This is a genomic window from Lentzea sp. HUAS TT2 (genome assembly GCF_051853195.1).
Taxonomy (GTDB): domain Bacteria; phylum Actinomycetota; class Actinomycetes; order Mycobacteriales; family Pseudonocardiaceae; genus Lentzea.
The window spans coordinates 4,384,229-4,397,494 of sequence record NZ_CP196667.1 but is presented as its reverse complement, the minus strand read 5'-3'; the positions used below and the strand labels follow the sequence as shown (position 1 = coordinate 4,397,494).

At 69.4% G+C, this 13,266-nt stretch carries 11 protein-coding genes; 8 read left to right on the top strand and 3 right to left on the bottom strand.

The window, feature by feature from the left end:
- Positions 1–30: 30 nt before the first annotated feature.
- From ACSHWB_RS22110 to ACSHWB_RS22095, 4 genes are read left to right on the top strand one after another with little or no spacing between them, the layout of a single operon-like run.
- A complete protein-coding gene (locus ACSHWB_RS22110; RefSeq protein WP_439663899.1) occupies positions 31–576 on the top strand; it encodes an RNA polymerase sigma factor in 546 nt (181 codons plus the stop codon).
- Positions 573–1,298, top strand: a complete 726-nt coding sequence (locus ACSHWB_RS22105) for a hypothetical protein (RefSeq protein ID WP_439663898.1) — start codon at positions 573–575, stop codon at positions 1,296–1,298. Before ACSHWB_RS22110 ends, ACSHWB_RS22105 begins: the two co-directional genes overlap by 4 nt.
- 10 nt (positions 1,299–1,308) lie before the next feature.
- Positions 1,309–1,593: a DUF6412 domain-containing protein gene (locus tag ACSHWB_RS22100; RefSeq protein WP_439663897.1), complete on the top strand. Its 285-nt coding sequence runs from the start codon at positions 1,309–1,311 to the stop codon at positions 1,591–1,593.
- Between the two features lie 39 nt (positions 1,594–1,632).
- A complete protein-coding gene (locus ACSHWB_RS22095) occupies positions 1,633–2,250 on the top strand; it encodes a YidC/Oxa1 family membrane protein insertase (protein WP_439663896.1) in 618 nt (205 codons plus the stop codon).
- Here ACSHWB_RS22095 and ACSHWB_RS22090 read toward each other — a convergent pair.
- Positions 2,232–3,758 carry a PucR family transcriptional regulator gene (locus ACSHWB_RS22090; protein ID WP_439663895.1) on the bottom strand — a complete coding sequence of 509 codons (1,527 nt, stop codon included), beginning with the start codon at positions 3,756–3,758 and terminating at the stop codon, positions 2,232–2,234. The two genes, ACSHWB_RS22095 and ACSHWB_RS22090, sit on opposite strands and share 19 nt — an antisense overlap.
- Before the next feature lie 93 nt (positions 3,759–3,851).
- Here ACSHWB_RS22090 and pruA point away from each other — a divergent pair, with 93 nt between their 5' ends.
- Both pruA and ACSHWB_RS22080 read left to right on the top strand, forming a co-directional pair.
- Positions 3,852–5,477: an L-glutamate gamma-semialdehyde dehydrogenase gene (pruA, locus tag ACSHWB_RS22085; protein WP_439663894.1), complete on the top strand. Its 1,626-nt coding sequence runs from the start codon at positions 3,852–3,854 to the stop codon at positions 5,475–5,477.
- A gap of 87 nt (positions 5,478–5,564) precedes the next feature.
- A complete protein-coding gene (locus tag ACSHWB_RS22080; RefSeq protein WP_439663893.1) occupies positions 5,565–6,488 on the top strand; it encodes a proline dehydrogenase family protein in 924 nt (307 codons plus the stop codon).
- Here the strand turns inward: ACSHWB_RS22080 and ACSHWB_RS22075 are convergent.
- Both ACSHWB_RS22075 and ACSHWB_RS22070 read right to left on the bottom strand, forming a co-directional pair.
- The gene (locus ACSHWB_RS22075; protein ID WP_439663892.1) at positions 6,475–8,889 is read right to left on the bottom strand and encodes a hypothetical protein; all 2,415 of its coding nucleotides are present in this window, start codon (positions 8,887–8,889) and stop codon (positions 6,475–6,477) included. The genes ACSHWB_RS22080 and ACSHWB_RS22075 overlap by 14 nt on opposite strands.
- A 111-nt stretch (positions 8,890–9,000) precedes the next feature.
- On the bottom strand, positions 9,001–9,921 hold the full coding sequence (locus ACSHWB_RS22070; protein ID WP_439663891.1) for a class I SAM-dependent methyltransferase: 921 nt from the start codon (positions 9,919–9,921) through the stop codon (positions 9,001–9,003).
- A gap of 147 nt (positions 9,922–10,068) precedes the next feature.
- Between ACSHWB_RS22070 and ACSHWB_RS22065 the strand changes: the two genes are divergently transcribed.
- Both ACSHWB_RS22065 and ACSHWB_RS22060 read left to right on the top strand, forming a co-directional pair.
- Complete coding sequence (locus tag ACSHWB_RS22065) at positions 10,069–11,712, top strand: bifunctional 3'-5' exonuclease/DNA polymerase (RefSeq protein WP_439663890.1); 1,644 nt, start codon at positions 10,069–10,071, stop codon at positions 11,710–11,712.
- 124 nt (positions 11,713–11,836) lie between these two features.
- On the top strand, positions 11,837–13,216 hold the full coding sequence (locus ACSHWB_RS22060; RefSeq protein ID WP_439663889.1) for a carbohydrate-binding protein: 1,380 nt from the start codon (positions 11,837–11,839) through the stop codon (positions 13,214–13,216).
- The last annotated feature ends 50 nt before the right edge of the window (positions 13,217–13,266 follow it).

Genomic DNA, 13,266 nt, shown 5'->3' with positions numbered 1-13,266 from the left:
CGGACATAGGCGGGACAGAGAGGAGGGTCCGTGACCGACGAAGAACTCTGGGGGCAGGTCCGGGCCGGCGTGAGCGAGGCGTTCGGGCAGCTGTTCGAACGCCACGCCCAGGCCGTGTTCGCCTACTGCTTACGCCGCACCGGTACGTGGACGGTGGCCGAGGACCTGGTGTCCGTGGTGTTCATGGAGACCTGGCGCAAACGCACGTCAGTGACGGTCGAGGGGTCGTTGCTGCCGTGGTTGTACACGGTCGCCCTGGGTGTCACCCGCAACCACCAACGCGCCCGCACCCGCTACAAGGCCGCTCTGGGCAAGGTCGCGCCGCAGCACGCCGACGACGACCACGCCGATGATGTGGCACGGCGGGTGGACGCGGAGGCACGCACGAGGACGGTGATCGCGGAACTGGAGAAGCTGCCCGCCGGGGAACGGGAGGTGCTGGAGATGTCCGCGTGGTCGGACCTGAGCCAGGCGCAGATCGCCCAGGTGCTCGGCATCCCGGTCGGCACGGTGAAATCCCGGCTCGCTCGTGCGCAACGCACCGTGCGTGGCGCTCTGGTTGAGGAGGCGCTGTGAACATCACCCCCGACATCCCGCAGCTCGACCCGATGCGGCTGCAGACCCGCAAGCACGCCCTGCTGAACGAGATCGGCTCGAAGCCGTCCCGCCGCTGGTGGCGCTTCGCCGTGCCCTCGACGGCCCTCGTGGCCGCCGTCGCCGTGACGCTGGTGCTCTGGACCCCGACGAACCAGGACGCCTCCGCGGCGTGGACCGCCGAACCGAGGGCTCCCGGCGACCTGGCGCCCGTGCTCGCGAAATGCGGGGAGTCGCTCGACCAGCACGATGCGGAGCGCGGAGTCGAGGGAAGGCCGGTCTGGCCCGCCCCGCGTGAGGTGTCGGTCACCGACCACCGCGGCAACATGACGATGGTGCTGTTCACCGGTCCGCGGTCCGAGGCGCTGTGCTGGGGAACACCGAAGGGCGTCGGCATGAGCGCCCGCGGCGGCATCGACGAACGCGAGCCGCTCGGCGACCGCCTGTTCGCCGACTTCGCCCCGCAGATCGGCATGACGGAGGTGAGAAGCGGCAGCAGCACGACCGTTCTGACCGGCCGGGTGAGCCCGAAGGTCGGCAAGGCGGTCATCGTCACCGAGGACGCGCTGGAGGTGACCGCGAGTCTCGGCGACGGCTGGATCGTGACGTGGTGGCCGAGCCTGGGCAAGCCGAAGCAGGTCCGGCTCTACGACGAAGCGGGCAGCCTGCTGGAGACCGCCCCGATTCCCGTCAAGCACAGGTAGTCTGCGAGGTATGTGGCGGCCGGAGACCAAGCAGCGAGCGTTGCTGATGCTCGCGGTCTTCCTGCCTGCCCTCTACGCCTTCACGCTGTTCTCGTCTCCGACCGAGGTCGTCGCGGCCGTGACCGCGCTCGCCCTCGCGTTGATCGTGGTCGTCGCGCTGGTGCCGCTCTCGGTGGCGCCGGCGCGGTCGCTCTCGATCCGCGAACGAGCCCAGCGCACGGCCCAGCTGCGGCTGCGAAACCCTGATGCCGCAGGCAAGTCCCGTCCTCGAGCACCGGGATGCCGGACGTTCTGACACGTCCTGGCCCTGAAACTCGATACGGAGAAACCACCCTTGTTCGCTGACCTGGGCGCTGCCCTGGCGGGCTTCGGCATGCCCGCGCTCGCCATCGTCGGATTCACGATCGTCGTGCGGCTCGTGCTGCACCCCCTCTACCGCGCCGCCGTCCGGGGCGAGAAGGCCAAGGCCAAGCTCGCGCCGGAGATCCAGAAGCTGCAGAAGAAGTACGGCAAGGACATGCTGCGGTTCTCGGAGGAGTCGCAGAAGGTCTACAGGAAGAACGGTGTGTCGATGTTCGCGGGCATGCTGCCGATGCTCGCGACCGTGCCGTTCTTCATGGTCATCTACCAGGTCGTGACGACCCCGAACCCGTTGCTGGAAGGCACTTTGTTCGGCATCCCGCTCGGCTCGCACTTCACCACCGGGTTCGCGTGGGTGTTCTTCGTGCTGTTCGGGCTGCTCGCCGTGGTCGCCTATCTGACCGTGAAGTGGCAGCAGTCGCGGATGACCACCACGCCCACGCCGGGGTTCATGACCGGGCTGGTCAAGGTGCTGCCGTTCGGGACGATCCTGGTGGCCGCGTACCTGCCGCTGGCCGCCGGGCTGTACCTGCTCACCACGACGACGTGGACGATCGCGGAACGGGCGCTGCTCTACCGCATCCTGAGCTGAAGCTGGGCGACGAGCCGGACGAGCGGATCGTCCAGGTCCAGGTCGATCCGCTTGAGCCGGTACCTCAACGTGTTCGGGTGGACGTGCAGCCGGTCTGCTGCCGCGCGCACGTCACCCAGCGCGTCGAGGTAGGTCAGCAACGACTTCGCGAGCTCGGGGTCGAGCGCGTCGATCCGCGGATCGCGGATCCGGGGATTGTCCTGGAGCAACGCCAGGATCTCGCTCACCAGGACCTGGGAGCGGACGTCGGCGAGCGTCGCCACCTCGGCGTCGAGGTCGCGGGCCATCGCGTCCAGCACGCGTTCGGCCTCCTGACGGGAGACCTGCGCGTCGTCCAATGTGGACACCGTCGAGCCGACCGCGGCCTGTACCGCCGTGTGCAGGTGACGGCGTGCGGTGGTGACGATCTCCTTGGTGAGGTTCAGGAGCTGGGCGTTCGGGGCCAGGTCCGGCAGCAGGACGTAGGTGCGGCCGCCGGACTCGCTGACCAGGGCGCTGCGCCGGTACGCCGCCGCGTGCACGGAGATCAGGCCGGTCATCTCGGCGCGGCGCAGTTCGTGTTCGCTGCGGTCGCCCTCGGCGCTGCGCACCGCGAACACCACGACGGCGGCGGGCTTCTTCGGGTCGGCGCCGATCTGGCCGGCGACGGTGGCGGCGTCCATCCTGCCGGTGAGCAGGGCAGCGAGGAGGTTCTCGCGGAACCTCGACGTGGGCTGGTTGCGCTGCTGGATCAGGTGCGGGGCGGTGACGCGGGCGGCACCGAGCAGCGCTCGTTCGGCCTGGTCGGTCAGCGGCTGGTCGCCCTCCTGCACCCAGATCGTGCCGAGCGGCTGGCGGCCCGCGTGGATGCCGACCGCGATGCGCTTGCGGATGCCCAGCTCAGGGCGTTCGTCGATGCGGACGACCTCCTCGCCCGACCGCAGCAGGTTGTAGACGCCCCACTCGCGCAGCATCTTCAGGTACGGCTCCGGGCCCTGGCGGCCGAGGATCGAGAGCCTGCGCAGCTCGTCGACCTCGTCGGTCGAGCGGGAGTAGGCGAGCACGCGGCTCGCGGTGTCCTCGATGCTGACGATGCCGCCGGTCAGGGTGGCAATCGTTTGCGCGAGCGCGAACAGGTCGCCGAGGACCTCGCCGTCGTCGGTCGTGGTCGTGAGGACGCTCTTGGCCAGCGACTCCAGGTGGCCCCAGCGGACCTCGGGACGGACTTCGAGCAACGCCACTCCGGCGTCCGTGGCGGTCTGGACGAGGGCCGGGGACGACTCCTTGACGGCGACGGCCGCGGCTTTCGCGCGCCCAGCGGCCCTGATCAGCGGCAATGCGGCTCTGCCCCGTGCCCCGATGAGCAGCGCGAGGTCTCCTGCCGCCACGTCCGGCGGGTCGTCCGGATCCATGATCACCACATCGCGCACGTCTACTTCCAGGCCCTGCGGGGCAACCTGCAGTTCGACGAGCGGATCGCCCAGCGCGATGAGAACGTGGCGGAGGCTCGACACTGTTCGATCGTACATCTGACCTAGTGAATATTGGCCTGTTGAACAACCGAGGCCAGGTCGGCCGGACTTACGGTTTGCGTACCGAACAAGCCATAAGGAGTGTTGCGAGTGGACGCGGTCACCCAGGTTCCCGCCCCGGTCAACGAGCCGGTCCTGCAGTACGCCCCCGGCACCCCGGAGCGCGCTGAGCTGCAGGCCAAGCTGGTCGAGCTGCAGAAGGAGCCGCTCGAGCTGACGCTGACCATCGGTGGCGAGCAGCGCATGGGTGGCGGTGAGCGCGTCGACGTCGTCCAGCCGCACAACCACCGCTCGGTCCTCGGCACGCTGGCCGGTGCGACGCAGCAGGACACGACCGACGCCCTGCGCGCGGCCCGCGAGGCGGCCCCGGCGTGGCGCGCGATGTCGTTCGACGACCGCGCGGCGATCATCCTGCGTGCCGCCGACCTGCTCGCCGGTCCGTGGCGGCAGACGCTGAACGCCGCCACGATGCTCGGCCAGTCGAAGACCGCGATCCAGGCGGAGATCGACGCGGCCTGCGAGCTGATCGACTTCTGGCGCTTCAACGTGCAGTTCGCCCGCACCCTGCTGGCCGAGCAGCCGATCTCCTCCCCCGGCGTGTGGAACCGCACCGACCACCGCCCGCTCGAGGGTTTCGTCTACGCGATCACGCCGTTCAACTTCACCGCGATCGCCGGCAACCTGCCGACCGCGCCCGCCCTGATGGGCAACGTGGTGCTGTGGAAGCCGTCGCCGACGCAGTCGTTCGCCGCGCACCTCACCATGCGCCTGCTCGAAGAGGCCGGCATGCCGCCCGGCGTCATCAACCTGCTGCCCGGTGACGGCCTCGCGGTGTCCGAGGTGGCGCTCAACTCCCCCGACCTCGCGGGCATCCACTTCACCGGCTCCACGCCGACGTTCCAGAAGCTGTGGGCGCAGGTCGGCGCGAACATCGCGAACTACCGCTCGTACCCGCGCATCGTCGGCGAGACCGGCGGCAAGGACTTCGTCCTGGCGCACCCGTCGGCCGACCCCGACGTGCTGCGCGTCGCCCTGATCCGCGGTGCTTTCGAGTACCAGGGCCAGAAGTGCTCCGCCGCGTCGCGCGCCTACGTGCCGCGCTCGGTGTGGAACAAGATCAAGGACCAGTTCCTGTCCGAGGTCGAGGCGCTGACCTACGGCGACGTCACCGACTTCTCGAACTTCGGCGGCGCGGTGATCGACCGCCGCTCGTTCGACAAGCTCTCGGGTGTGCTGCAGGCCGCTCGCGCCGACTCCACGCTGGAGATCGCCGCCGGTGGCACCGCGGACGACAGCGACGGCTTCTTCGTGCGGCCGACCGTGCTGCTCGGTTCCGACCCCACGAACTCCGTGTTCACCACCGAGTTCTTCGGCCCGGTGCTCGCGATCCACGTGTTCGAGGACGCCGACTACCTGAGCGTGCTCAAGCAGATGGAGAGCGCGGCGCCCTACGGTCTGACGGGTTCGATCATCTCCCGCGACCGCACGGCCGTGGCGCACGCGCAGGAAGAGCTGCGGTTCGCCGCCGGCAACTTCTACGTCAACGACAAGCCCACCGGTGCCGTCGTGGGCCAGCAGCCGTTCGGCGGCGGCCGCGCGTCCGGCACGAACGACAAGGCGGGGTCGGTCCACAACCTGCTCCGCTGGGTCAGCCCGCGCTCCATCAAGGAGACCTTCGTGGCGCCCACCTCCCACCTCCACCCGCACCAGGGCTAGATCCGGCCCTTCTGAGTGAGGGGAACGTCCATGCGCCACAAGTGTCTGGACGTTCCCCTCACCTTTCACACCCTGAGGACGTGAACCATGTTGCGCTCCAGCCTCCTTTTCGCGGCCCGCAACGCGAGCGCCCGCAAGCTCGTCGAGTCGACGCCGCTGACCCGGCCCGTCGTCGAGCGGTTCATCGCCGGTGACGACGTCGACTCGGCGATCCGCGCGACCGCCGAGGTGCTCGGCGACGGCCGTCTGGTGACGCTGGACCACCTCGGTGAGGACACCTTCGAGGAGTCGCAGGCCAACGCCACCGTCGAGGCCTACCTGACGCTGCTGTCGCGGCTGGAGTCGTCCGGGCTCACCGAGGGCGCCGAGGTGTCGGTCAAGCTGTCCGCCGTCGGTCAGTCGCTGGCCGTGGACGGCGAGAAGATCGCGCTGGAGAACGCCCGCCGCATCTGCACGGCCGCCGCCGTCGTCGGCACGACCGTGACGCTGGACATGGAGGACCACACCACCACGGACTCCACGCTGGGCATCCTGCGTGAGCTGCGGGTGGACTTCCCGTGGGTCGGCGCGGTGCTGCAGGCCTACCTCAAGCGCACCGAGCAGGACTGCCGCGACCTCGCGTACGCCGGTTCGCGCGTGCGGCTGTGCAAGGGCGCCTACCAGGAGCCCGCTTCCGTTGCGTACCAGGACAAGCACGACGTCGACCTGTCGTACGTGCGATGCCTGAAGGTGCTGATGGAGGGTGACGGCTACCCGATGGTGGCCTCGCACGACCCGCGCCTGATCGCGATCGCCGCCGACCTGGCGTCCGCGCGCTCGAAGGACACCTACGAGTTCCAGATGCTGTACGGCATCCGGCCCGAGGAGCAGCAGCGCATCGCCGGCGAGGGCAACCGCATGCGCGTGTACCTGCCGTACGGCGACGAGTGGTACGGCTACTTCATGCGCCGCCTCGCGGAGCGTCCGGCCAACGTGGCGTTCTTCGCGCGCTCGCTGCTCACGAAGAGCTGAGCTCTGCCGCTGTCTCCAGCGCGAACCCCAGCTTCACCGGCTCACCTGCCTCGCGGAAGATCTCAGCCGCGCGGTGGGTGAGCCGCAGTGCTTTGAGGACCTCGAACCTCGTCTCGGCGCAGAGCCTGCCGTAGATCGTCAACGCGTCCGCGTACCCGACGTGGCGGTCGAGGTCGAGCCCTGCCATGTGCCACAACACCAACGCCGTGTGCGCGGTGTTGCGCGCCTCCTCTTTCCGTTCCGCGCCACGGAGTCTGCACACGTGCTGCTGGACGGCCGAGAGGTAGACCGTGGGCGGTGTCCTCGTCTTCAGCGCACGGCAGACGCCGACCGCGAACTCCGACATCCGCAGGGCGCGGACGTGGTGGTCCGATTCGGACAGTGCACGGGCCGTGTTCTGCAGCGGTGGCGCCAAGGTCGCGCCGAAGAACTCGACGAGCTGCGACGGCAGCCGGTGGCAGAGGTCGAGGCACTCGTCCGCGGTCTGCAGCGCCAGGTCGTCCAGGTCGTGCAGGAGCTGCTGCTCGACCAGCGTCGCGAGGGCGATCACCAGCCCGGCCTGGTTCCGGACGAGGTCCTCCGCCGCCAGATCCCGGTACACCTCAACGGCTTCCTTCGCCGCGTCGACATCGCCCACGACCCTGGCGACGTTGAGCAGGGCGGCGCCCAGGCCCTTGCGGTCGCCCGTGTCGCGCCAGAGCATCACGGCCTCGCGCGCGGTGAGTGCGGCCTCGACGTCGTCGGCCAGCTCTCGCAACGCCTGGCTGCGGTGGGTCAGCGCCTCGGCGAGCTCCGTGCCGAACGTGGCGGGGTTGACCATCGCGAGGCGGCGGAAGAGATCGACGGCCTCCCGCAGCGTCTCGCCGGCCGCTCCGGCCCTGCCCAGGTCGGTGAGCATGGCGCCCGCCGCGACGAGGTTGCGGGCGAGGTCCGGTTCGAAGCGCGGGTCCTCCTGGGCGAGCACCCGCCAGTTCGCGATGGAGAGCTGCATCGAGTCGGCGGCGTGCTGCTTGTTGCCCTCGACGTGGAAGCGGCGGGCCATCGCGGCGGCGACTCTGGCGAAGTCGGCGCGGAAGAGCGCCGGGTGGTTCTTCGCCAGTTCCTGGAAGAGCAGGGTCGCGCGGCTGATCGCCGTCATCGCGTCCTCGTCACGGCCGAGCGCCTGGTAGCGGTAGCTGATCTGCTCCAGGGCGGACGCGAGTTGGGGGATGCTCTCCTGATCGGCCTCGGCGATCTCGCGCCAGAGGTCGATCGCCTCCTCGGAGACTTCCAGCACCTCGTCGCCGCGCTGGGCGTTGATGAGCCGGAGCCCGAGGTCTCCCAACGCGTCCGCGAGCAACGGCCGGTTCTCCGGGTCCTGCCGGGCGAGCTCGCGGTAGCACTCGACCTCGGCCTGGGAGGCCTCGACGGACTCCTGCCGCAGGCCGCACAGCATCGTGCGGGCGCTGAGCATCCCGTACGTCTCGGCGCGTTCGAGGACGTCGTCCGCGCGGTCGACCAGCCGGCGGGTGACGATCGACGGGATCGCGTCGGTGGCGAACCGCTCGTCGCGGAACACCTGGCGGGCGATGGTCTCCAGGGTCGCGAAGGACCCGATCTCGGCGGCGATGCGGAGGCTGTCGCGGGCCAGGCCGGGGACGATCTCGGGGGTGCCGGTGATCAGCTCGTCGAGTGCGGGCCGCAGGTTCGGCCACCGTTCGGCGGCGCGGGCCAGCAGGTCGGGGTCCGGGGTGGCCGGGGTGGCGACCGCGAGGTAGTCCTCGGCGATGCGGCCGGTCCCGCGGCCGTCGTCGTGCTGGAGGAGCTGGCGGACGAGCTGGGTGCGGTTCACGTCGCACGGGTCGCCGTGCACCACCGTCAGCGCCGCCATGTGCAGGTCGAGGACCGTCTCCTGGGCGATGTTGGGCGGCGGCTCGTCCGGTGCGGTGACGGTGAGCTGCTTGGCGAAGTGCTGGCAGGCGAGCGTGAACGACTCGGTCCGGTCTTCGAGGGTCGCGGCCAGTTCGAGGTCGGTGACCTCGTGGTCGAAGTCCGCGATGCGCTGGCGGGTGGAGGACCACCACCAGCCCGTGGTCCTCGCCGCCAGCAGCACCCGCGTGCGCGCCGGCCCGTGCCGGAGCGTGTCCTGCAGCAGCAGGAACACGTCCTGCCACCGGAGGCGGTCGGCGTCGTCGATCACCAGCAGCCTGCCGTGCGCGTCGTCGTCCCAGTGCTCCTCCCGGAAGTGCTGGAGCAGCCTGGTCTTGCCCGCGCCCGCCGGGGCGTGCAGCAGCAGAGACGCTTGTGGCACGGGGCTGTCGCGCCACAGCGTGAGTGTGCGCAGTTCGGATTCTCTGCCGTGAAAGGGGACCACCTGGTGGGTGGGATCCAGCAATGCGGCGACGCTGAGTGCTCGGTCCACGGCTTCATAGTCGGCCGGTGACCAGGCGAGGGGTAGGAAGACCACACCATCGTGGTCTTTTCCCGTTTTTCCTTCACCCCAATGCCTACTGGCTTGGAGAAGGTCCAACAGCTACCCGCGAACGGCCAGGTGGTGACGGTAGCTCTCGTACTCGCCGACGAACTTGGTGCGGATGCGGGCGAGCTCCAGGACCTTTGACAGCGCGTCCTTGTGGCCGATGAAGTCCGCGCCCGCGTAGTGCGCGCCGCCGAAGCCGCCGATGATCCGGGCCCGCAGCGGCATCTGCTTGCGGGCGTACTCCTTGCGGAAGAAGCTGCCGGGAGCCATGCGCTGACGGATCGCGCTCTTCACGTTCTCCGTGACGTCGCGCTCGGCGATCCAGTCGAACTCGGTGATGTCCTGCTGCAGGGTGTCCCGGAACCGCTGGTTGGAGCGGGGGTCGAAGACGTCGATGATCGAGAAGTGGCCGCCGGGCCGCAGCACGCGGGCCACCTCGCGGAAGAACTTCGCGACGTCGGGGTAGTTGTGCGAGCTCTCGACGTTGATGACGAGGTCGAACTCGCCGTCCTCGAACGGCAGGTTCTCCGCGTCGCCCTCGACGTAGGTGAGCCGGTCACCCCTGGCCAGGATGGCGTTGGCCCTGCGGATGGCCGCGCCGGAGATGTCCAGGCCGACGGCCTTGGCCGGGTCGATCAGGCGGGTGAGGAAGTTGAGGCCCTCGCCCATGCCGCAGCCGACCTCGAGGACCTTGAGGGTCCTGAAGTCGTTCGTCGTGTAGGGCAGCCCGCGCAGGGTCTGGAAGTAGAGCTGCTCGGAAAACCCGTCGCTCACGCCCGCGTTGAAGTTCGGGCGCAGGGCGTTGAGCTCGCTGAGCAGTTCCGGACAGTGCATGCCCCAGTTCCAGAAGTCGCCGGTCCTCGACCACGACGCCACGTCGTCGTAGACCGTCGAGACAGCGCCCTTGATCTGGGCCGCGTCGGGGATGCCGGCGTTGAGGTCGCGCAGGCCGGTGGCCGCGTTGCCGTTGGTCATGAGAGCTCTCCCAAGGTGAGCGTTCCTTGGTTCGGCACTGTGGCAGCGCTTCCACTAGGGGATGACCTGTGGTTTTCTGCAAACGTTTCCAGCCCCTTGGTTCAGCCTGGACTGAAATTGTCAGACCCTGCGGGCAGAATCCCTGGTGTGCTGGTCGCTCTGGTTGTCGACGCCGACGGTGCCGGGCGGTGGCAGAAGCTGCACGACGACGGGACGCCTTCTGGTCCCGTGATGACAGCTTCGTCGCTGCCCTCGGCCGTCGCGTCGCTGGAGCGCGCCCATCGGCCGCGCTGGGTGTGGGCGGACACGTCCGAGATCTACCCCGTGCTGCTCGCGGCCGGGGTGCGGGTCGACCGGTGCTGGGACCTGCACCTGACCGAGGCGTTGCTGCTGGGCGTCGAGGGCAGGCATCGGGAGCCCCGCGAGCTGCCGGCGGCGCTGGCCCGCGTGCTCGGGCTGCCCGCTCCCGCCGACGTGGGGCCGCCGAAGAAGGACGACGCGCTGACGTTGTTCGGGCCGGAGCCGGTGACGCTGCCGGGCGACACGGACGAGCTGGCCGCGTTGTCGCTGGTTTTCCGTTCGCAGCAACGGAATCCGGCGTTGGGGTTGCTGATCGCGGCAGAGTCCGCCTCGGCACTGGTGGCAGCGGAGATGACTTTCCACGGGTTGCCGTGGCGGGAGGACGTGCACAACAGGTTGCTGGAGGAGGTCCTCGGGCCGCGGCCGGCACCGGGTCAGCGGCCGAAGTTGTTGCAGGACCTCGCGGACCAGATCCAGGAGGCGTTCGGCGGGCGGGAGATGAACCCGGACGCGCCGGCCAGCATCGTTCGGGCGTTCGCACGGGCCGGCGTCGAGGTGCCGTCCGCACGGCGGTGGGTGTTGAAGAAGGTCGACCACCCCGCGGTGAAACCGTTGCTGGACTACAAGGAGCGCGCACGGCTGTGGGTGGCGCACGGCTGGTCGTGGCTCGACACCTGGGTTTCGGATGGGCGGTTCCGGCCTGACTACGTCGTCGGTGGCGTCGTCACCGGCCGTTGGGCGTCGCGAGGCGGGGCCGCGTTGCAGATCCCGCGACTGATGCGGCAAGCGGTGATCGCGGACGACGGCTGGTGCCTCGTCGCGGCGGACGCCTCGCAGCTCGAACCGCGGATTCTCGCTGCCCTGTCAGGGGATCCGCGGCTGACCGAGGTCTGCGGGGACGACGACCTGTACGCGGCGCTGGCGGCGGACTCGTTCAAGGGCGAGCGGCCGCGCGCGAAGATCGCGATGCTGTCGGCGATGTACGGCGGCACCTCCGGCGAGGCCGGTCCGCTGCTCGCCGTGCTGCGCAAGAGGTTCCCGATCGCCGTCGGGTACGTGGAGGACGCCGCGAGGGCCGGCGAGCAGGGCCGGATGGTGCGCACGCGCCTGGGCCGCACGTCACCGACGCCCTCCGCGGCGTGGCAGGAGCTGACCGGAGGCGCCGACGAATCCGGCGAGTCGTCGAGCTCGTCACGGCAGGCTGCGCGCAACTGGGGCCGGTTCACCAGGAACTTCGTGGTGCAGGGCAGCGCGGCGGACTGGACGGCGGCGTTGCTGGGCGTGCTGCGGACCCGGCTGCCCGCCGACGCGCACCTGGTGTTCTTCCAGCACGACGAGGTGCTCGTGCACTGCCCGATCGCCGAAGCCGACGCCGTCGTAGAGGCGATCGCCGAGGCCGGACGAGAAGCGACACGACTTCTGTTCGGCGAGACAGCGGTGCGTTTCCCGATGAACGCGGTACCCGTGACCTGCTACGCGGACGCGAAGTAAGTCCAAACGAGACGCTCGGCGACCAGCTGCGATTTGGGGTGTTAGTCCGAACGGGCGCTTGTTCTTACACCGTGAGAGCGCTCTCATAAGTGGACTGCACCCGTGACAAGGAGGTCACTCGCGCATGAGGCAACGCCGCCGCATCCTCGCGGCCACGACAGCTCTTATTGCCGCGGTACCCCTGGCGATCGCCGCCATGTCCGCCAACGCCTCGATCCCACCCCCTGCAGCGGGATGGACGCAGGTGTGGGGTGACGACTTCAACGGTTCCAACGGATCGCTGCCGTCGAGCTCCAACTGGATCATCGACACCGGCCACGGCTACCCCGGCGGACCTGCCAACTGGGGCACCGGCGAGATCCAGAACTACACGAACAGCACCAACAACCTCAAGCTCGACGGCAACGGCAACCTGCGCATCACCGCCCTGAAGGACGGCGGGGGCAACTGGACGTCGGCGCGCATCGAGACCCAGCGCTCCAACTTCAAACCGGCCGCGGGCGGCAAGCTCGCCATCGAGGGCCGCATCCAGATGCCGAACGTGACCGGCGAGGCCGCCCTGGGCTACTGGCCCGCGTTCTGGACCCTGGGCGCGCCCTACCGCGGCAACTACTGGAACTGGCCGGGCATCGGCGAGTTCGACATCATGGAGAACGTCAACGGCATCAACTCCGTCTGGGGCGTGCTGCACTGCGACGTGGCTCCCGGCGGTGCCTGCGGCGAGTTCACCGGCATCGGCAACTCGCGGGCGTGCCCCGGCTCGTCCTGCCAGTCCGCCTTCCACACCTACCGCTTCGAGTGGGACGACGCCGCCAAGACATTCACGTGGTTCGTCGACGGCCAGTCCTTCCACCAGGTGACGCAGGCACGTGTCGGCGTCAACGTGTGGAACGCCATGACGTCCCACGCGGGCCACTTCATCCTGCTCAACCTCGCGATGGGCGGCGCGTTCCCGAACGCGCTCAACAACAACCAGCCGACCCCTGTCGCGGCCACCCAGTCCGGGCACTCGATGGTCGTGGACTACGTGGCCGTCTACTCGGCTGGCGGCACGACCCCGACCACCACCACTACGACCACGACGTCGAACCCCGGCGGTGGGGGTTCCGCGTACAGCGAACTGCAGGCGGAGAACGCTTCCGAGCGGTCCGGCGGTTCGGTGGCGCCCGGTGACGGCGGCTCGGGCGTGCATCAGATCGCGAACGGCGGCTACCTGAAGTTCTCCGGCGTGAACTTCGGCACCGGACCGGCCCGCCAGTTCCTCGCCCGCGTCGCCTCCGGCGCCGGGGGCGGGGTGAGCGGCCTGGTCGAAGTGCGGCTCGGGTCGCGCACGGCGACACCTGCCGGGTCGTTCGCGGTCGGCAACACCGGTGGATGGGACGCGTGGAGAACCATCCCCGCGAACATCTCGAACATCTCCGGGACGCATGACGTGTACGTGACGTTCACCAGCGGCCAGCCGGCGGCCTACGTGAGCGTGAACTGGGTGAAGTTCGGCCTCTGACCCCCTGCTTTGGCGCCGGGGTGAGCTCGTCCGCTAAGATGTCATCCGTA

What these genes read in the sequence shown, in the direction of transcription:
- ACSHWB_RS22070 (WP_439663891.1), bottom strand. Translation starts at nt 9,921, where the DNA reads ATGACCAACGGCAACGCGGCCACCGGCCTGCGCGACCTCAACGCCGGC.
- ACSHWB_RS22100 (WP_439663897.1), top strand. Translation starts at nt 1,309, where the DNA reads ATGTGGCGGCCGGAGACCAAGCAGCGAGCGTTGCTGATGCTCGCGGTC.
- ACSHWB_RS22090 (WP_439663895.1), bottom strand. Translation starts at nt 3,758, where the DNA reads ATGTACGATCGAACAGTGTCGAGCCTCCGCCACGTTCTCATCGCGCTG.
- ACSHWB_RS22080 (WP_439663893.1), top strand. Translation starts at nt 5,565, where the DNA reads ATGTTGCGCTCCAGCCTCCTTTTCGCGGCCCGCAACGCGAGCGCCCGC.
- ACSHWB_RS22060 (WP_439663889.1), top strand. Translation starts at nt 11,837, where the DNA reads ATGAGGCAACGCCGCCGCATCCTCGCGGCCACGACAGCTCTTATTGCC.